The organism is Arthrobacter burdickii (assembly GCF_030433645.1).
Lineage (GTDB): Bacteria > Actinomycetota > Actinomycetes > Actinomycetales > Micrococcaceae > Arthrobacter_D > Arthrobacter_D burdickii.
The window spans coordinates 563,452-583,827 of record NZ_JAROCG010000002.1 but is presented as its reverse complement, the minus strand read 5'-3'; the positions used below and the strand labels follow the sequence as shown (position 1 = coordinate 583,827).

Genomic DNA, 20,376 nt, shown 5'->3' with positions numbered 1-20,376 from the left:
GGACGCACTACGGCTGCGCTCCTGCCATGTCCAGGAGCCTGATATGACAACCCAGAACACGCTGTGCCTTTCGGTTCTCGCCACGCTGTCCCTCGTCGCCGGATCGGCGTCCGCCGCCACGGCCACGGAGGAGGAGACCCCCGCACCCTGGCCGCCCGCGGAAACTCGCGGGTACGTTCCCGTGCCCGACGAATACTACGACTTCCCCCCGGTCTCGGCGTGCGGCACTACCCTGACCCTGACGTCCGGGGACGTCCGGGATGTACAGAACAAGGTTCAGGTGAAGCATGACGGGGAGACGGTCGTGACATACCGGGGCGGCGCCACCGTAGATGTGTCCGTGGCTCCGGATAAGACCCCGGGAGCAGCATTCCCGAAGGGAGCCTTCCTTGACGAACTCGACATCTCCGGACGGGGAAGCGTGCGCACCTCGGCGGACGAGTCGACAATCGTGGTAAAACTCCAGGGGCCCTCGATCGTCTATCCGACAGGCAGTCAAGTCGAGGCCGCAGCGCTGGCCGGAGCGGGTTTGCCGGAGATCTTCATTTTCGAGCGCGGAAAGCTGACGCTGGAAATCCGCCTCTCGGAGGACGAAAACGCTGTCGAGCCCGACTCGGTGGAGATCCTGAGGAACACCACCAGGGACGTGGTCGACCTGTGCCAGGCGCTGAAGGAGTCCGCGGTCCAGTCCGACTAGCTGTTCGCGGCCAGCAGCGATTCCTCGAGGGCGACCCACGCCAGCATGGCGCACTTGACCCGTGCCGGGAACCGCGAGACCCCCGAGAACGCTGCGGCGTCCCCGAGGACTTCCTCGTCCGCCTCGATCCTGCCGCGAGAGCGCATCACCTCGCGGAACGCATCCACGAGGGAGATCACCTCGTCCCGGGGCAGTCCCTGCACCAGGTCGGTGAGGACGGAGGCCGACGCCATGGAGATCGCGCAGCCGGCACCGTCCCAGGTCACGGACGCGACGGTCCCGTCGGCGACCCCGGCCCGGAGGGTGATCTCGTCACCGCACACGGGGTTGAGCTGATGTGATTCGCCGGCCCGGCCCGCGCCGTCGTACTCCCTGAGGGGCGAGCCGTGCCGCGCCTTCGCGTGGTCGAGGATGATCTGCTGGTACAGCTGTTCGAGACCGGTGCTCATCTCTGTGCTCCAAAGAAGGGACGGACCTGGGCGACGGCGTCCAGGAACGCGTCCACCTCGTCCGTCGTGTTGTAGAGGTACGTGCTGGCGCGGGTGGTGGCGGTGAGGCCGAACCTGCGGTGTAGCGGCTGGGCGCAGTGGTGGCCCACCCGCACGGCGATGCCCTGGTCGTCGAGGAACTGACCGACGTCGTGCGCGTGAACGCCGTCGACGTCGAACGCGGCGAGCCCGATGCGCGGCAGGCCCGCTGCCGGCCCGAGGACGCGGATGCCCTCGATGGCGCCGAGGCCCTCGACGAGCCTCGCGCCGAGCTTCGACTCCCACGCCTCGATGTGCTGCATGCCGGTCTCGGACAGGTAGTTCGCCGCGGCGCCGAGGGCGATGGCCTGCGAGATGCGCTGGGTCCCGGCCTCGAAGCGGTTCGGCGACGGGAGGTACTCTGCCCGCTCCATGGTCACGGTGGTGATCATGGAGCCGCCGGTCAGGAAGGGCGGCATGGCGTTGAGCAGTTCGGCGCGGCCGTAGAGCGCTCCGATGGCGGTGGGGCCGAGCATCTTGTGGCCGGAGAACACGAGGAAGTCGACGCCGAGGTCCTTCACGTCGACCGGGAGGTGCGGCACGGACTGGCACGCGTCGAGCAGCGTGAGGGCACCGACGGCCTGGGCGAGCTGCACGAGTTCCCGGACGGGATTGATGGTGCCGAGCACGTTGGAGGCATGCGAGAACGCCACGAGCCGGGTCGACGGCGTGATGACTGCGTCGGCGTCCTCCAGGCGCAGCGAGCCGTCATCACCGACCGGAAGGAACCGGAGTTCGGCGCCGGTGCGGGCGGCGAGTTCCTGCCAGGGGATGAGGTTGGCGTGGTGCTCCATCTCGGTGACGACGATGTTGTCACCCGGCCCGACGGCGAAGCGCCGGGCGGCCGCTCCCCCGCGTCCCAGCGCGGCGTTCGACATGGCGTAGGCCACCAGGTTGATGCCCTCGGTCGCGTTCGACGTCCAGACCAGCTCATTGGTGCTGGCACCGATGAAGCGGGCGACGGCGGTGCGGGCGTCCTCGTAGGCCTCGGTGGCATCGACGGCGAGCGTGTGGGCTCCGCGGTGGACGGCGGCGTTGCGCTGCTCGTAGAACTCCTGCTCCGCCTCCATCACGCTCAGGGGGTTCTGGGAGGTGGCACCGGAGTCGAGGTAGATGAGCGGCTTGCCATTGACCTCGGTGCCGAGGATCGGGAAGTCGTTGCGGATGCGGTGCACCTCGGCATCGGTCAGCCCCGCGGAGGCAGGGGTGAGGGTGACGGGCGTTTCAACCACGGGCACGGAAGCTCCTCGGATCGGGGACCCCTGCGGCAATAACGCAAGGTTTCTCTGATCTAATCGTCCCACTCCGTCCTGCGTCCGGCATCCCAGTGCTACCTAAGAACGGAGGACCTGCCGGAGCTACCCCTGCGAGGCCGTCCCGGCGATCGAAGCGACGATCTCCCGTCGATACTTGCTCGGAGCATGATGTTCCTGGGCGCGGGACCGGTCCTTCACGGCGAGCCCCCGCCACCGGGGCCAATCGTCCACGATGGTCTCCACGGCCGAGGCAAGCTGACCGACGTCGTCCGGTGCGACGAACTGGACACTGCCGTAGCCATCACCTGCCTCACATAGTCCAGGCATCGCTGAGACGACGGCGGGACGGGCCGCCAGCATGGCCTCGACCACAGTGTTCCCGAATGATTCGTCGAGCCGTGCCGGGATCAGCACTATATCGGCGTCATCGAGGGAACTCCAGACGTCCTCCCGAAATCCCAGCATTCGAACAGAATCCTGGAGGCCCTCCCGTCGAATCCTGTCCGTGAGTTCGCGAGCGTATTCTTCATTGCCGGCGAACACCGCGCCGACGACGTCCAATGTGCTCACTATCCCTCGGCGCTTGAGTTCGGCAACAGTGTCGATTGCGAGATCCACGCCCTTGCGGTGGGATATCCGACCGAAGTAGATGAGCCGTACGGCATCGGAGAGCTCGTCCCGAGGATTGCTCACGGACTCGGGTCCGGCGACCCCGTTGTACACGATGCGCGCCCGGGAAGCCTTCCGTGGCAAGGACTGGCCCAACACCTTCACGGTGTACCGGCTGTTCGCGATCACCTCCGTCGAGAACAGGATCGGCAGGGCCAGAAGGTGCCGGATGATGGGACGCACGTGGCCTTCTGCCTCGTGGACATGAACCAGGACCCGGCATCCGGACAAACGCGCGATGACGGTCCACAAAGGAATACTCAACGTACTCACGTAGACGGTATCGGGCCGGTTCCGGGCGAGAAATGCGGCAATTGCGATCGAGGACTTCGCGCTCTGGGCAAGCAGTGACAGGGCCCCCCTCGCGGACAGGAGATTCTTTCTCAGGACCAGGCTCTTCACCACCACAGAGGCGGCACCTGTCTCACCGACCCGCGCCAGGAGCGGTCCACTGGTCGGCACCACGACGGTTGTCTCCGCACCGGAAGACACCAGCCCTTCGAGGGTCTCGAGCATCATCCGGTCCGAGCCGTACAGATCGGCCGAGGGATGTGCGATGACGATTTTCTGCCCAGTCAAGTCCATGAAAACCTTCGGCTAGCCGGTTGCGATCAAAGGATCCGGAATTGTTCGGCGCAATTCCTTCCGATCGGTGGTTTCAATCCTAGATGTATCGACTCGAATTATCGGAGACGCCGCAGGCTCATTTGGATGTGATCTCGCGGTCGGGAGACCGACTGGAAGAATTACGCCCGCCTGCCGCTTCCTCAGTCCGGTAACGTTGCGCCCACCGCATCGCTTGGGAACGATGGCATCCGATTCGGACTGCATTCCAGACGGTGTGGCAGAACGCGCAATCGCGAGGGAGTGCTACCGACCGTGAATTCGTTTGTCCGGCTCAGCTATCGCTCCGGTGCGCTCGGCGCCGTCGTGCTGCTGGCGGCATGCGCTCTTCCACCAGCGCAGCATCCATCCGACACGGGCGCCGGCGCGGACAGCACTCGCTTCTCGTCGTCGAGCGAGCGCCGGGCGTCGTCCTCCGACAGTTTCTTCGCCGAGGCGCTCCGGTCGTACTCGAGGGCCCCGGCACCAGGAGCGGTGACGGGATCGTCCGCGCCTGAAGAGCGCTCCGTTGCGGGTGCCGCACCTGTGGGCACGACGGCGTACGCCGTACCCGAGGATGCGCTCTTCGTTGCCCGCGACGGAAGCGACACCGCGCGTGGGGCACAGGACTCGCCGCTGAAGACCATCAAGGCCGCTGTCGCCAAGGCCCGCAGCGGGCAGACCATCGTCCTCAGGAGCGGTTCGTTCCACGAAGGGGTCCGGATCCCCCCGACCAAGAAGATCACCCTGCAGGCGTTCCCCCATGAGGAGGTGTGGCTCGACGGCAGTGTCCCGGTGACCGGGTTCGAGCCCGATGGACGGGCATTCGTCGCCGAAGGATGGACGGCCGAGTTCGACGCGAGTCCGACGTATTCGTGGGGAGATGCGGACGGTACGACCCCGGGCTGGACCTTCGTCGATCCCGACCATCCCATGGCGTCGCACCCGGATCAGGTGTGGATCGACGGCACAGCACAACAACAAGTGGCCTCACTGGACGAACTGACTGCCGGCTCCTTCCTCGTCGACTATGACAGCGATCGGCTGTTCCTCGGGTCGGATCCATCCGGCAAGAACGTCCGAGCAAGTTCGATCGCCAAGGCGATCTCGATACAGTCGGCGGGATCGGCCGTCAAGGGGATCGGCGTCCGTCGGTTTTCTCCATCCGTTCCGCACATGGCCGCGGTGACTCTCGAGAGCACGGGGATCTCGATCGAGAACGTCGTCGTCGAGCAGACCTCGACGACCGGACTCGCGGTGTCCGGCACGGACGCCCGGCTGCTAGGAATAACCCTCACGCAGAACGGCATGCTCGGTGCGTCCGCGACGTACGCGGACGGTTTGTCCGCGGCCGGCCTCAAGGTGACGGACAACAATACCGAAGGCTTTCATCATTCGCCGGTGGCCGGGGGGTTCAAGATCGGCCGGACCCGGTCTGTACAGGTGCAGGACAGCATCTTCAGGGCGAACAACGGGACCGGACTGTGGTTCGACGAGTCGGTGGTCGATATCACGACCTCGGGAAACGACTTCATCGGGAACAGCGGCCATGGATTGGCGGTAGAGATCTCCGCCCGCGCGGTCGTCGCAAACAACGTCATTGCGGGGAACGAGGGCCACGGTCTGAAGATCAACAATACGAGTGACGTCGCGATCTGGAACAACTCGTTCATCGACAACGGGCGTCCGATCAACATCGTGCAGGACTCCCGGCGCGCCACGGACGGCCGTACGCCCGGACACGACCCACGGCAGCTCTTTCCCGATCCGCTGATAACGTGGATCAACGGGCGGATTGCCCTTCGGAACAACGTGATAACGGGCACTACGGCGAACTGCCTGCTGTGTGTCGAGGACTATTCCCATCGATTGTCTGCGGAAGCCATGGGCGTGACGACATCGGGCAATGTCTTCCATCGCGCCTCGGTCTCCACTCCGGACTGGCTCGTGGTCTGGTCACGAGGAACCGGGGATCCGGCGGTGTTCACCACTCTCGGCCGCTTCAGGAATGCGACGGGACAGGCGGCGCATGACATGGAGCTGACAGGCGTGGACATTGTCGATCCGGAGACGTTCCAGGTGAGCACCCCAGTGCGGTCGGCTGGAGTCGCCCAGCCGCTACCCGATCAGATCGCCCGGTTGCTGGGAGTTCCGACAGGAACCCTTCTGGTGGGTCCCGTAGCGGATTGAGGGGCCGGCTGGAGCCCGGCGGTGCGATGACCGCACTCCTCCTGGCGCCGGTTCGATGTGGGTACGAAAGCAGACGCGAGGGCGATGAGGACGATGAACGTGACGCTGGCGTCCACGAGCCCGGTCTCGAGGAATGCCCTGATCAGGAGAAAGACGAGGAGAGCAACGGGTAACGCATTCCTACGTCCGCCTCGCATCGTGGCGACCAGGACTGCTGTGACGAGTACGGCGAGGATCGCGGTGCCGATGACCCCCGTCTGCGCAAGCGCAGAGATCCAACTGGAATCGAGGACCTGCTCGTTCCAGTACTGTCCCCTCACGTGCACGGTCTTGACCGACATCCCCGCCCCGACCCACTTCTGCAGGGACTCGAAGGGAGTCTGCAGCACGACCTGCCATGCAATGGTGCGTGAGTTCAGGGTGAGGTTGGACGTGCTCCCCTCCCGGTTGAGGAGTGACCCGAGGATCGGGGTGTACGCGGCGACTACGAACAGCGCGGGCACGGACGCGATCATCACGACGACGACGTACCGCTGGATGACTCGGATACTCAGGACAAGAACGACGATTGCCACGGCCACGCCGAGCAAGGCCGTTCGTGACTGGGTCGCTACACAGGCAAGGGTATAGGCGACTGCTGCGACGACCGCACCGATCGTCGCACGCCCTGACAGGACCCGGTGGATCGCCGCGAGCGCGGGGACCGCACAGAGGAGGACGAGTTCGTTGGGGCTGATGGGGAGCAGGGTCCCCTCCAGACGGCCACCGGCTCCGACCGTGCTGACCCCGGTGATCGCGAGGACGGCGCCGACCACACCTATGGCGATGACCAGCTGCCTGAGGACTTGTTCCCGTGGAAACAGGGACACCAGCAGCACCACCGTCGCCATCAGGAGGACGATCCGCACGACGAGGACCGCGGAGGCAGTAGTGCCGCCCGCCTGAAGCGCCCCGATCATGGAGACCGCCAGCACAGCGAGTACCGCCAGCAACGGCCCGCCGGCGACGGGGTACACCGTCGGAGATACCTTCCTCAGGAACAGGGCCATCGCGAAAGCCCCTCCCTGGAGTGCGGCCTTGGCGACGACCACGGTGTCGAAGGCCCCCTCGAAGTAGGCACCCCGCCGCCACGCCGTGACACTGACGATCAGGACGATCCAGATGATGATGGCGCTCGCGGTGCGGGCCTTCGCCTCAGCCAAGACCGGAGGTCCGGACCTTGAGGTGGGCACGTCCCCGTCCGCGACCTCCCGACCGCCGCCGTCCACCCAGCAGCACCACGCCCAGCGGCTCGACACCTACCGCCCGGAGCTCACGTACGGAGTCCACCAGGTCTGTCGCCCGGGTGCCGTACGACACGAGCACCAAGGCTGCCTCTGCTACCGGTGCGACGGTCCACGTCGTCAGTGGGTGCGAATCGTAGGAGGCCTTGACGAGCGTGACATCGAAGGAGTCGCCCAGCTCCTTGAGGATGCTCGCGCCCTCGCGCGCCGCCCGGGAACGGCTGATCTTCTCCGTGGAGGCGCCGATGGGGATGCGATACGTTCCCGATTCAGTGGCGGAGAGGACGTCGTCCAGCGTCGCCTCGCCCACGAGCACGTCCGAGAAACCGAGGTCCGTTCCGGTCTGCCCGGAGCCGGCCCCATCACCTGGCGCCTGGTGCTGCGTCGCATCGATGACACACGTCCGCGCACCTGAATCGCCGATATAGCCGGCGAACTGGTACCCGAACGCGCCCTGGGTGCCGTTCGCCTGTCCGACTGCCGTCACCATGAGGAGCTTGGGCAGGTGGCCACCACGCCTGACCAGGAGCGTGGTCATCAACTCCCGGTACTGGAGTTCCGTCTCCTGGGAGAGGACACCCGTGGCGCTGGGCGCTCCGTCGGCGACGGATACCAGCACCTCTAGGCCGACCGAACGGGACAGATCCCCGCGCCTTCGGATCCTCCGATGTCCGGATCCCAGCACGACGGCGACGACGAGCCCTACGGCGAGTCCGGCCAGCAGCCCTATCGCCAGGTTCAGGACGGTGTTGGGAGAGGATGGTGCAGCCGGGGCGACGGCAGGCACGGCGACGAAAGCCTCCATAGCCGCATTCCCCGCGGTGTCTTCCCCCTCCAGTTCACCGATCACGTCACTCAGGTTCTGTGCCACCAGGTTGGCCAGTTCGGCAGCATCCTGCGCGGTCGCGGCGGAGGCAGTGACGTTGACGTACACCGTTTCCTCGGGGTTGCTCGCGCTCACCTGCTGCCTGATCTCGGCCAGGGTCAGCGTCGAGTTCAACTCCTGCAGCACCGGCGTGAGCACCTGGGGACTGTCGACCAGGTCCGGATAGGATTTCACGCGCTCCAGGACGAACCGTGAATTCTCGAAACTGGAACCGCCCTCCGAATCAGACCTGATGAAGAGGCCGGCCTGCGCGTCGTAGGTGCGGGTGGTGAGACCCGTCGCCACGACGGCGACGATCAGACCGACCAGGGTCGAGACGAGGATCAGGATCCACCGGCGCCGGAAGATGCGCCCGTATTCGTTCAGCTCCATGTCTTCACCTCCCTGTACCACTTGGGCAGGGCCAGCACCAGGAATGCGGCGTTGGCGAGCATGAGCAGGCTGTACGCACCCACGAAGATTCCAGGGACGAGCAGCAGGACGAACAGGACACATATCAGACCGAAGTCCGTCGGCAGCACGGCGAGGGAGTACAGGGCCGACGACGTCGACTGCTCCACTGCAGGCACGCTGCTCCTGGTTCGCTGGGCCCTCCGCAACTGGTCCATCAGGAGTGACGAGAAGAAGTGCACCGTAGCAAGCACCTGGAACACGATCGGGACGATCAACCACGCGGTCTCGAGGTCCAGATACCGCCACCAGCAGATGAGGACGCAGAGGTGAAGACTCCCCTCCTTGAAGGCATCCACGGTGTGATCCAGCCACTCCCCTGCCGCAGACCCTTTCCCCGTCAGTCGTGCGAGCTGACCATCCGCCGAATCGAGCGCATAACCCAGCACCAGCAGGACGGTCACCAGAAGTGCGGTGCCGGTTGTCGGATCCGTCAGGACCAGCAGCGCCAGTCCGGAGAACGTGGCGACGGCACTGATGACCGTGACCTGGTTGGGGGTGAGATTGCGGGAATAGGCTGCTGCGGCAAAGACCCTACCCAGTCTCCTGTTGATGTACCTCGAGTAAGCGGGGGCTCCTTTCGATGTCTTCTGTGCACTGGCGAGAGAGTCCAGTGCTTGGCGGAATTCCAACTGCGCCCCAGGTCGCATTGTCATGATTTTCCTTCTTATTGAGCGGACTTCCTTATTGAGCGGACTTTCAAACGCTGTCCGGCCGATATCTTGCGAATGGTACGGGTCCCGGACGCTACGGACGAGCCTCCCCGACCCAGAGGTCGTCATAGCGGACGATCACCGGTGCGTTCGTCGCCGATCCCGAGAGATAGGACTGGAAACCCACACGCCCCGCCTTCTGGAAATCGACTGCCCCGTCGCTCGTCGACAGTTGCCAGCTCGCGGGCTCGGGGGTCCCTGCCGCCCACACCTTCATGCGGATGACGGTCGGCGAGGTCCCGACCACCTGAGCCCGGACCACCAACTCCTTCCCCGGGGCGTAGCTCAGGGAGGAGATGACCGTCTGGTTCACGAGGATGGTCTCGTTGCGCAGCAGGAATGCCGTGACCGACCCGTTCGGCTGGAACTGCAGCTTGGCGGTGTATGCACCTGCACCGGACACGTCGCGCAGCAGGAACGACTGGTGCACTCCTCCCCCCGTGGCTGCCTTATCGATCGAGATGTTTGCACGGACCTCGGTGTCGGTTGAGGACACGGAGTTCAGGTAGGCGGAGGGTCCCGCTCCTGCGGAGCCCAATCGAAGCAGGCCCTTGCCGTTCGCCACGGAGAAGTTGGAGAGCGTTCCGGAGTAGGAATACGCGCCGCCCACCTCCGCGCTACCCCATCCGGAGCTGACGGTCCTGGAGAAGGCGTCCCTGGCGAAGGTGCGCGGCTCGGTCACCGCCTTCTCGACGAGAACGCGCTGCTCCGACCGTGCCTCCCCGCCATCCTCATCACGGACGACGAGTGTGACCGTGTAGGTGCCCGCAGCAGCGTAGGTGTGGGTGGCAACCCGACCAGTCGCCGCCGTGCCATCGCCGAAGGACCAGGTGTACGAGAGCGCCGTGGATTCGGCGTCCTTCGACGCAGTGGCATCGACCGTCAGGTCCAATCCCGACACCGCCGGTGTGAAGGAACTGGTCGGCAGGCTGTTGGCAACCGTGACGGTCTTGGCCGTGGACGCCGTGCGGCCCGCGGCGTCGGTCACCGTCAGGAGAACGGTGTAGGCACCGTCCTTGGTGTACCGGTGGCTGGATGTCACGCCGGTCGCGGTCGTCCCGTCCCCGAAGTCCCAGGCATAGCCGACGCCACTCCCACCGGTGGAGGTGGCGTCCGCGGAGAGGAGCCTGCCCTGCGTCGTCACCTCGAAGGCGGCGACCAGCGGAGCCGATACCGAGACGGACTGTGTCGTCGACGCCTGCGCGCCTCGCACATCGGTCACGGTCAGCTTCACGTCATAAGTCCCGGCCGCTCGGTAGGCATGGGACGGCGAGACGCCCGTGGCGGTGGATCCGTCACCGAAGGACCACGCGTAGGTCGTGATCGCCCCATTCGGGCTCGAGCTTCCCGCCCCGCTGAACGTCGCGGTGAGGTTGTCGGTCCGCGCGGTGAAGGAAGCAGTCGGGCTGGCCGGCGGTGCGACCTGCACCGTGACCGTCCTCGTGACCGTCGCCGACGCGCCGTCACTGTCCGTCACCGTGAGCGTCACGTCATAGGATCCCGCCGCCGCATAGGCGTGCTGGGCAGTCCGTCCGCTCGCCACAGCACCGTCCCCGAAGGTCCACGCGTAGCCCGTGATGGTACCGTCCGCATCCTTGGCTTCCGACCCGTCGACCTGGACGAGAAGGTCCGTGGTCGTGACCTGGAAACCCGGGGTCGGCGACTGGTTGACCTTCGTGGCGTTGACGGTCGATGTGAAGGCGCCCGTCAGTCCTCTGTCATCGGTCACGGTCAGCGTGACGGTGTACGAACCGGACGCTGCGTACCGATGGTTGGCGACGGCACCCGATCCGGTCGAACCGTCCCCGAAGTCCCAGGCATAGGTGCGGATAGTCCCGTCGACATCCGTCGAACCGGTTCCATCGAAGTGCGCATCCAGTCCGACGCTTGTTCCGGCGAACGTCGCCGTCGGCGCGGAGTTGCTCACCTGGATCTGGCGCTCGAGACTCGTGCGGCCACCGCGGTCGTCGATGAGGACCAGGGTCACCGTGTACGTGCCGTCCCGTCCGAACTGGTGGGTCGGCGTCGGTCCCTCGGCAGTCGTCCCGTCACCGAAGTTCCAGCTGTACGAGGCGATCGAGCCATCGGCATCCTTGGATCCGGAGGCGTCAAACGTCACGGACAGGCCGGCCTGCGTGGCCTGGACGTCCGCCACAGGTAGGGCGTTCGGTGTCGTGGCCGAGATCGTCTTGCTGGTCGTCGCCTTCCCTCCGCGGTTGTCGGTCACCGTCAGGGACACCTCGTACGATCCGCTCTTCGTGTAGGCGTGTTGTACCCGCGCACCCTCCGCGGTGGTCCCGTCCCCGAAGGACCAGTTCCACTGCGTGACCGTGCCGTCGGGATCAGTGCTTGCACCGCCGTCGAGTACCACGTTGAGATCGGTCACCTCCGAGGAGAACGCCGACGCCGGGAGCTGGTTGGGGGGCACGACGATGTCGTAGTGCGCCTTCACCCGCTCCGCGGACAACTCCCGGGAATACACGGCGACCTCGTCGATGGACCCCTTGAAGAACGCGCTGCTGGAGCCCCATGTCCGGTCCCCGCCGATACGCCAGTAACCGGTGTACGACTCAGCGCCCGCCTGGGGATTCGTGCCGGCCAGCGTCCCGTCGACGTACAGCTTCATCCCCTGGGGAGACTGGCTGGCGACGACGTGGTGCCACGCATTGTCGTTGTAGGTCCGCTGCGTCTGGATCGTGTTCATCTGACCCGTGAACGTCCCGAAGATGAGCTTCCCCGAATCCTCCATGTACACATGCCGGTCGTAGCTCCCGGACAATCCTGCACTCGTATTACCGAAGCCGATGATCTTTCCGCCCCGGGTCGTGTCGGTTTTGAACCAGGCCTCCATGGAGTAGACCCGAGGGTTCTCTGACTGCTTGTTCGCAGCGGTCATACCACTCGTTCCGTCGAAGGTGAACGCCTTGGTGGCGGTCCCCTTCACCACCCCGGCGGCCTCACGCGTGACGTTGCCGCTCACCAGTCCCTCGGTCCTCGAGGAGGAGGAATCGGCGGCGTTGGCAGAACCGGAGTCGTCCAGGCGCCAGAACAGGGCCGGGTCGTCCTGGTCGACCGCCTTGCCGTACGCATCGGTCGGTGCCGGCGGCACGTCGGCGGTCCTCCCGCTGGCCGTGAAGTGGCCCAGGATCACGCGGCGGTCGAGGGCAGTGGGGTAGATCGCGACCTCGTCGATGTCGCCTGTGAACCTGCTGGAGGACGGCGTGTTGGGCCAGCCACCCAGGTTGTCACCGCCGATCCTCCAGCGGCCCGTGTATGCCTGCCCGGCTGTGACCTCGGAACGTGCCGCTTCGCGGACCCCGTCGACGTAGAGGTTCATACCGTCCGCGCCCAGCGACGCGGTGACCAGGTGCCACTTGCCGTCGTTGAATGCTCCGGCGCTGCGAATCGTCACGGTGGATCCGGGGCGAACGCCGAAGGTGATGCGTCCATCATTGGACATGTACACGTGTCGGTCATAGCTGCCGGAATCCCCGGTCGGCGCATTTCCGAACCCGATGATCTTGCCGCCGGTCGTCGTCTCGGTGCGGATCCAGGCTTCGGCGGTGAAGGTATTGGGCGCGGTCTCCGCGGTCCTGGTCGCCCCGAAGGCTCCCGCGGTGCCGTCGAAGCGGGTCGTGGTCGTGGAGGGCATGAAACCGTCCACGCCACGGGTCAGCCCCGTACCGGCCGTCGCATCATTGAAGCCGATGTTGTCAATGAAGGAGGTGCCCGCGCTCTCGTTCAGTGGGTAGTACGCCACCGCTCCATCCCTGGCGATCAGGTCCGCGTAGGCACTGCGCGCCGCTGAACCCACGGTTACCGAGTCGGACCTGGGCCCGATGTATTCATTGCCTGCGGGATCCTTCACCCGGACGCGGTAGGTATGCGTCGCGCCTGCTGTCCGCCCGCTGTCGAGGTACCCCAGGGTCTTGACCCGCCACCAGCTGGAGGCCTGCTGGAGTGTCGCGATGGGCGTCAGGCTGTTGTCCCGCAACAGGTCGTAGGTCAGCGTCTCGTCGTCGTAGTCCCAGGTGGTGGGCCATGCGATACGGACCGAGCCGGCGTCCAAGGAGACCGCGGTCGGCTTCATCGCCGTCGTGTACTCGGGCCGGACCTTGTTCGGTGCGACCGCCCTCGACCCGAAGACCGCAAGCCCCTGCTGGGCCACGCCGTTGACGGTAGTGAACTCCCCGCCCACCACGATCTTGGTTCCGTTGTTGTCCATGGCCCAGCCGCCCTGGAACTGGTTCGTGTAGAACCCGGTGTTGATCGACGGATACCAGTGGACCTGGGAAGGGGTCGGCTGACCCGAGTAGAGGCTGTTCTGGCTGGGGGGTGCCTGATCGGTCCCCGTCGCATAGATCGTGTTCCCCATGAGCCGGCGCCAGATCGTGGGGTTCTCCTCGGGGAAACTCCCGACCGAGGAGCAGTCGTGCGCGTGGGAGACGAAGTACATGATGTCCCCCATGACCGAGACGTCACTCGTGGATCCGTAGCAGTTGTCGAGCCACACGAGATCACCCGTCATGAAGTCGGCGGCGAACCGCCCATCGAACCAGTGGCCTCCGTCGCCGTTCGCCCCCGCATAGACGACGCCGTTCCGGAGGATCATCTGGGTCACCCAGGACGAACTGGCGTCTTTCGCTGCAGGGATAGGGGTGCTCGACCAGGCCTGGCTGGCTCCGCTGATGCCGTCGACCGCTCCGATCCCGATCTTCTGCACACCGTTGAGCTGCTGGAATCGCCCGCCGAGGACGACGCGGCTGTTGTCCTGCGCCGCGACGATGGACTGCACCTGTGCGTTCGGGGTGGGGGCCCAGGGAAGAAGGGCGCCCGTGGTGCGTGCAACGGCCGCGACGTTCGATCGCGTGCTTCCCCCCGCGGTGGAGAATGATCCACCGAAGTAGACCCGGTCCGTCGTCACGGCGATCCCGTAGATGCTCCCCGATGCAGAGGACTTGAAGGAGGGATCAAGGGTTCCGGTGGCGGTGCTGAAGGAGGCGATCTTGCTCCGTGCCTGACCACTCACGACGGTGAAGTCACCCCCGACGAACAACTGCTTCCGGTCGCTCGTCAACTCGATGACCCGTGCCTGGGCGTTCAGGTTCGGGTCCCAGGGGAGGATCGCTCCGGTGTCGATGTTGAAGGCCATGGCGTTGTTGCGCACCACTTCTCCCGCACCTCCGGCCGGCACACCCGCCGGGCGCGCCCTGGTGAAGCTGCCCACGGCGTACGCAGTATTGCCGTCGACCGCGGTGGACCAGACCACCCCATTGATCTGTGGCGCCACCAGGAGGTCGGCGCTGACCGTGGCTGGAAGCGTCGCAGGTGGAACTGCTGGTTCGACGGCCTGAGCCGGCACGGCAGCGAATGATGCAGCGAGGACCACGCCCGCGGAGATCGTGGCGATGGCCCTGGCCATGCGGGACACGAGCCAGGGACGGGACGAATTGTTGTGGAGTGCTCTGGGCTCAGACATGCGTCTCAGCTCGCCTTCTCTGCGGAGTGGAGGATGGGTTGGAGCGATACTGCTCGGGACGGTGCAAGGATGAATGAACGGAGGATGGCGGCACCGGTCAGGGAGCCGACCGCAGCGCACAGCGGGGCGAGGACGAAGGAGTCCGACAGTGCGACGGCCACAGTGGCGAGAGCGAGCGACAGGAGGCTTTCGCACAATCGAACGCCGAAGACGGACGCAGCCCTCCCCCGGACGGCTGCAAGCGAGCCGTAGGGGATGCTGGCGCTGATGCCGAGGGACAGGCACAACCAGCCGGCCACGGCCATCGGATCCGGCATTCGCCCCGTGAGCATCGGCCCAGCCACCGGCAGCAGGAGAAGTGCGACAACCGAGCCGAGGATGGTGATTGCGGCGAGGGCGATCACGGCCCGGTCCGCACGGTGGATGAGTTCGGGCAGCGGCCTGGACGGATCCCGCGCGTAGGAGGAGAACAGGAACGATGAGAAACCCCCGACGAGCAGGAGGGCCGGTGCGGCATACACCCTGGCAATCTCCAGTTCGCCCGCGGCAGCAAGGCCGATGGACAGTATGACGACGAAGCGGATACCCGCCAGCAGCGCGGGCCTCAACCCCTGCTGGGCCGCTCGCCAGATGCCGAATCCTGCTACCTCACGAAGTGCTGGTCCTCCCATCGGCACGACGTACCGCACTGACCGAGGGAGCAGGAGGACCCCCGCCACGGCTCCGGCTGCCTGCCCGATAAGGACCGAGACGATGAAATCAATCAGGCGTAGGCCGTTCCCGGCGGCAGCCAGAAGAACGAGTCCCGTCCCGAGGATCATCGCCAGATCGACCAGGGTGACCCTCCCGAACTTCAGGTCGATCATCAGCAGGCGCCGCACGATCTCTTCGCTGATGAAGGCGAATGCCGCCAGCCCAAGAATCAGCGACTGGGCCGGACCGGTGAGACCTAGGACATGACTTGCCGCGGCGAGGAGCACGGAACTCGAGCCGGCAAGGAGAAGGAACCACGCCTGAAGCGCTGCACGGATATCCCGGGCGGATCGGTCCAGCACGGTGACGCTGTCTCCTACGAACCCACTGACCAGGCCGGAACCGAGGACGAAGAAGCCGTACAGAAGACTGAAGAGACCGACGTCGGCAAGATCCATGGTTCTGCTCGCAACCAGGATCAGCAACATGCTGCCGACGGCCTGGGTGCAGGGAGCGACTACTGCGAGCCCGGCCGGCAGGAGCCGCCGGATGCCGAGCCTCATCGGAAGGAGCCGCTGAACGTGGCGATCACATGATCGCCGTCCACGTCCAGATAGAACGTACCCTCGTTGACGTCCGGACCGACCTGGAAGGCGTAGCTGCCGGTTGCCGTGGCGCCGGGCGCCAGCACTCCCGAAAGATCCGCTGCCTCCTCGATGTCATACGTAGGAGCTGCAGGGAGTGCATCCTCACCGACCAGAAGAGTTGCGACGACCGCATCCAGAACGACATCGCTCTCGGACCGGTTCTGCAGCTCGACTTCGACCGTGACATAGGCAGCACCCGATATCGCTCCAGCACCGGTCGCCGTGATGGTCCCCCGCGAGAAGCCCCGGGTACTCGCTCGCAGCCCGTCACTCCACGCCGCCTCCTCCGCGAAACTGACCGGAGCAACGGTCAGTTCGCGGAGCGCTGTCTCACCGTCGCGGCTCACTTCGGGTGCACCGGTCGACGCCGGCTCGAATGCCGGTCCACCCGCCGGCCCTCCGGTCTCGCCGGGGTCTGGCGTGGGCTTCGGGTCCACAGGGCTCGCCGAAGCTGACGCCTCGGGACCGACGTTTCCTGACGGCGCTTCGCCGGCTTCCGGATCGCTGCTGCATCCGGACAGCAAGGCGGTGAGTGCCAGGACGATGAATACTCTCCCGGCACCACGGGACATTGTCCTGGGCCGGCCGCGAGCGATATATCGGTTATTCATGTGAGACCAATCTTTGAATACGTCCCAGTCGGACGAACAAACTGCGGAAAGCCTAGAATTCGTCGAACAGAAAGACACGAGTAGCAACTACCTGAACCCCTCCGGAATCCCTGTTCGAACCATTGCGATTTCACGTAGTGGCTGCAAAGGCCGGCCGCTCGGTATCAGGAAACGGTGTGGGAAAGCGGGAACGCGCCGGAGCGTCGGCCCCGTGCCCCACGGCGGCCTACGAGGTCGAAACAGAGCTGCTCGTAACCCTCCGCAACCCGATCCCAGTCGTAGGCCAGGGCGTCCGCCTGGGACTTCTTGCCGCGGAGCATCGTGTCCGAGACCGAGGCTTCCGCGGCGTGTACGAGCGCGGGGATCGCCGCGGCATCGGCGAAGTACTCTCCGTTGGCGCCCAGAACCTCGCGGTTGAAGTTCACATCGAAGGCATTCGTCGCGACGCCCGCACCCATCGCTCGCAGGAGTGAGGGGTTGGTGCCGCCGACCGAATGCCCGTGCCAGTAGATGCGGGCGTTGGCGTACAGCTGATCGAGGAGCTCCTGGTCCCACACGCCGCCGACAAAACGTACCCGCTCGTCACCCAGCGAGGTGACGAGCCGCGTGTAGTCGTCGGAATACGGGGCGGAGCCGACGACGATCAGCGGCAGCTCGGCCTTGCTGCGGACATACCCGTCGACGATCACGTGGACGTGGTTCTCAGGTTCGAAACGGGCCACCACGAGGTGGTATCCGCGTGGGGTGAGGTCCAGCTCCGGAAGGCGGTGCGACGCTCCGCCCTCGAGGATCGGAGCCCCGTACGCCAGGTACGTGCTGTCGACGCCGAACTCCTGGCGGTAGTAGTCCTGGATGCCGGCGGCATCCGCGATGAGCGCATCGGACCATCGGACCGCGAGCGACTCGGCGACCCGGTAGTACCTCTTGCCCAGCGTCCCCCACTTGGCGCGCTTCCACTCGAGGCCGTCCACGTGGGTCGCGACCGGTATGCCTGCCGCGCGCAGGACGGGCAGCCAGGGGGAGTTCGCCGAGTTGAACACGATTGCAGCATCCGCGCGCTTGAAGAACAGGTGGCCTGCCGAAAGCCCGGTGTGGCTGAGTGTCTCGAGCGACCTTTTCTTGAGCGCGGGGAGGTAGACGAGTGTCATGCCCTTGTACTCGGTCGCGGCATGGGTCGTATCCTCCGTGGTCCGGCAATACACGATCACCTCGTGACCGCGCGCGGCAAGACGCTGCCCGACCTCCTCGACGCAGGTCTCGAATCCTCCGTAACGGGCCGGCACCCCGCGGGTTCCGACAAGTGCGATGCGGAGGGGCTTCTGGTGAGACGACAGCAGATACATGATGGACTCCAGTCGGTCGGTGCAAGCACGTCGGTCAGGTGGCGGTGTAGTTCAGGGTGTGGATTCGCGGGCCACCGGAGCGTTGAGGAGCTCCAGGGTCCGCCGCAGGAACGTACTCGAGGTGTGGACGGTGTACGGGAAGTAGACGACCTCGACACCTACCCGGGCGAAGGTCTCCTCGAGGGCAAGCCCCTGGGGAGTGCCCTTCCAGTCGTCGCCCTTGAAGAAGACGTTGAACCCGAGTTGCTTCCACATGTCGAGCTTCGTGGGGGCGGCCTCGGCCACGGCACGATCGACGAACTGCACGCTCTGCACGATCTCGAGCCGTTCGATCAGGGGGATGACCGGACGCTTGCCCTTGTTCTTCTCGAGCAGTTCATCGGACACGACACCCGCGATGAGGAAGTCGCACTCGCTCTTGGCATGCCGGAGCAGGTTGAGGTGTCCTATGTGGAACAGGTCGAATGCACCGGCCGCATACCCGATCCGGATTCCCATGGAGCCTCCTTGGCTGCTGCCGCCGGCCGCGGGAGGAGCTGCCGACCGAGGCGCGTGGTTCCTTGACGGAGAGGGGCACATCAGTACGCACCCACAGGCTGAAGCATCACCTTGAACGTGCGCCACATGATGATCAGGTCTCCGGCGACCGACCAGTTCTCCACGTAGTAGAGGTCGAGCCGGATGCTTTCCTCCCAGTCGAGGTCCGAACGTCCGCTCACCTGCCACAGACCGGTGAGTCCGGGTTTGATCAGGAGGCGACGGTGCGTGTGCTCCTCGTAACCGGAGACTTCGCTGACGAGCGGCGGCCGCGGCCCCACGAGGGACATGTCACCGCGCAGCACGTTCCAGAACTGGGGGAGCTCGTCGAGCGAGTATTTCCGTATGATGCGTCCGATCCGGGTGACCCGTGGGTCATCCCGCATCTTGAACAGCACACCACTGCCCTCGTTCTGCTCCTTCAGGAGCTCGAGCTCGTCCTCGGCCGTGGTAACCATGGATCGGAATTTGACCATGCGGAACACTGCCGAGTCCTTGCCTGCCCGCTCCTGGACGAAGAACGCCGGGCCCGGTGAATCGAGCCGGATGGCGACCGACAGGACGAGGAACAGCGGCGCCAGGACTACCAGCGCGGTGGCCGAGAGAACGATGTCCATGGCCCTCTTGAGGACGTGGCGGCCCCCGGTGAAGTGCGGGAGTTCGACGTGCATGAGGGGCAGGCCCTCGACCGGCCGCATGGTGATGCGCGGACCGGCGACGTTGGTCAGAGCGGACGCGAGCACCAGTTCGGTCGAGGACCCCTCGAGGCGCCACCCGAGCTCCCGGATGTAGGAGCTGCCCTTGCGCAGGTGCCCGGCGACGATGACGGCGTCCGCTCCCGTAAGAGCGACGAAGTCCTCGATCTTCCGGAGCCCGCTGATCACGGGGACCACTCGGTCTCCCGTCTGCAGCGCTGCCGGGTTGGTCCTGCCCTCGTAGACGGCACCGACCACGGTGTAGGCGGCGCCGGAGTTCTTCGCCAGCTGGGCGGCCACATAACGGACGTCCGTGGGCCGTCCGACGACCACGACCTTCGAGAGGTAATGCCCGAGCCTGCTCTGGTGCACCAGCCACTGGCGCCACAGCCAACGGCTGGACAGCAGGAGGAGCGTGCCGGACGGCAGTGCGAGGACGAGTAGGCCCCGGAAGTGCTCGAGGTCCAGGAGGACGACGGCGACTGCCGCCGCGGCGAAGGTGGCACTGCTCGCGCGGATGACCTTCTTGTACTCGCCGGCGCCTGTGCCGACCAGGCGGGCGTCACGGGTCCGGAAAAGCGACATCATCGTCAGCCAGCCGACCGCCATCGTGCCGCCGAGTCCGAGGACGTCCGTGAGTGTCTCGATGCCGGCGTGGAGTGTCAGGACGTTCACCGCCAGCAGCAGGACCCCCACGATGAGCACGGAGTCCGAGGCCAGCAGCGAGACCTGGTAGCGGCGGCGCCAGGCGGTGCCCGACAGGGCCGCCGGCTGATGGGCCGCAGCGATCCCTGGGACCGCAGTGAATCCACCGAAGGCGCTGTGCATCTGCGTCACGGTGTACCCCCCTGGAAAGCGATGACCATTCCCTGGAGGGGTTTTACTTGGAATAGGCGGCGAATTTTGCACAATGGACGACACATGTGTGAGACCCGATTCTTCGGAATTTCCCCAGCTTTGTTTCCAAAGCTCTTGCGAAAATCCTAGGGAGGGGGTTTCAGCTGCACACGAGTAAGACCTACGCGACTGATCCGGGGGGCTTAGAGCAGAACTACCTGCGTACTACGCGTGGGCATTACGTAGGGGCACTTAGACTA

Annotated in this window: 14 protein-coding genes; 2 read left to right on the top strand and 12 right to left on the bottom strand. The window is 65.5% G+C overall.

The window, feature by feature from the left end:
- Window positions 1-43: 43 nt before the first annotated feature.
- Window positions 44-697: a hypothetical protein gene (locus tag P5G52_RS17180; protein WP_301229788.1), complete on the top strand. Its 654-nt coding sequence runs from the start codon at window positions 44-46 to the stop codon at window positions 695-697.
- On the opposite strand, the gene sufU is transcribed toward P5G52_RS17180, so the two are convergent.
- The 3 genes from sufU to P5G52_RS17165 all read right to left on the bottom strand — a co-directional run bounded on the left by sufU (window position 694) and on the right by P5G52_RS17165 (window position 3,728).
- On the bottom strand, window positions 694-1,146 hold the full coding sequence (sufU, locus tag P5G52_RS17175) for a Fe-S cluster assembly sulfur transfer protein SufU (RefSeq protein ID WP_301229786.1): 453 nt from the start codon (window positions 1,144-1,146) through the stop codon (window positions 694-696). The genes P5G52_RS17180 and sufU overlap by 4 nt on opposite strands.
- Window positions 1,143-2,462, bottom strand: a complete 1,320-nt coding sequence (locus tag P5G52_RS17170) for a cysteine desulfurase (protein ID WP_435868717.1) — start codon at window positions 2,460-2,462, stop codon at window positions 1,143-1,145. Before P5G52_RS17170 ends, sufU begins: the two co-directional genes overlap by 4 nt.
- A gap of 120 nt (window positions 2,463-2,582) precedes the next feature.
- Window positions 2,583-3,728, bottom strand: a complete 1,146-nt coding sequence (locus P5G52_RS17165; RefSeq protein WP_301229784.1) for a glycosyltransferase family 4 protein — start codon at window positions 3,726-3,728, stop codon at window positions 2,583-2,585.
- Between the two features lie 300 nt (window positions 3,729-4,028).
- Between P5G52_RS17165 and P5G52_RS17160 the strand changes: the two genes are divergently transcribed.
- Window positions 4,029-5,942 carry a right-handed parallel beta-helix repeat-containing protein gene (locus P5G52_RS17160; protein WP_301229782.1) on the top strand — a complete coding sequence of 638 codons (1,914 nt, stop codon included), beginning with the start codon at window positions 4,029-4,031 and terminating at the stop codon, window positions 5,940-5,942.
- Here P5G52_RS17160 and P5G52_RS17155 read toward each other — a convergent pair.
- From P5G52_RS17155 to P5G52_RS17115, 9 genes are all read right to left on the bottom strand, one after another.
- Window positions 5,879-7,144 (bottom strand): O-antigen ligase family protein, encoded by a 1,266-nt coding sequence (locus P5G52_RS17155; protein ID WP_301229780.1) that lies wholly within the window; start codon window positions 7,142-7,144, stop codon window positions 5,879-5,881. The two genes, P5G52_RS17160 and P5G52_RS17155, sit on opposite strands and share 64 nt — an antisense overlap.
- Complete coding sequence (locus P5G52_RS17150; RefSeq protein ID WP_301229778.1) at window positions 7,137-8,483, bottom strand: Wzz/FepE/Etk N-terminal domain-containing protein; 1,347 nt, start codon at window positions 8,481-8,483, stop codon at window positions 7,137-7,139. Before P5G52_RS17150 ends, P5G52_RS17155 begins: the two co-directional genes overlap by 8 nt.
- Window positions 8,474-9,217, bottom strand: coding sequence for a CDP-alcohol phosphatidyltransferase family protein (locus tag P5G52_RS17145; protein ID WP_301229776.1), 744 nt, complete (start codon window positions 9,215-9,217; stop codon window positions 8,474-8,476). The genes P5G52_RS17150 and P5G52_RS17145 overlap by 10 nt, the downstream gene beginning before the upstream one ends.
- Window positions 9,218-9,308: 91 nt before the next feature.
- A complete protein-coding gene (locus tag P5G52_RS17140; RefSeq protein ID WP_301229774.1) occupies window positions 9,309-14,753 on the bottom strand; it encodes a PKD domain-containing protein in 5,445 nt (1,814 codons plus the stop codon).
- Window positions 14,754-14,758: 5 nt separating this feature from the next.
- Entirely contained in the window at window positions 14,759-15,904 is a 1,146-nt protein-coding gene (locus P5G52_RS17135) for a hypothetical protein (RefSeq protein WP_301229772.1), read from the bottom strand.
- Window positions 15,905-16,005: 101 nt separating this feature from the next.
- Window positions 16,006-16,704: a hypothetical protein gene (locus tag P5G52_RS17130; protein WP_301229770.1), complete on the bottom strand. Its 699-nt coding sequence runs from the start codon at window positions 16,702-16,704 to the stop codon at window positions 16,006-16,008.
- A 164-nt stretch (window positions 16,705-16,868) separates the two neighbouring features.
- The gene (locus tag P5G52_RS17125; protein ID WP_301229768.1) at window positions 16,869-18,047 is read right to left on the bottom strand and encodes a DUF1972 domain-containing protein; all 1,179 of its coding nucleotides are present in this window, start codon (window positions 18,045-18,047) and stop codon (window positions 16,869-16,871) included.
- 51 nt (window positions 18,048-18,098) lie between these two features.
- On the bottom strand, window positions 18,099-18,545 hold the full coding sequence (locus P5G52_RS17120; RefSeq protein ID WP_301229766.1) for an FAD synthase family protein: 447 nt from the start codon (window positions 18,543-18,545) through the stop codon (window positions 18,099-18,101).
- 80 nt (window positions 18,546-18,625) lie between these two features.
- Window positions 18,626-20,107: a sugar transferase gene (locus P5G52_RS17115; protein WP_301230199.1), complete on the bottom strand. Its 1,482-nt coding sequence runs from the start codon at window positions 20,105-20,107 to the stop codon at window positions 18,626-18,628.
- Window positions 20,108-20,376 lie beyond the last annotated feature (269 nt).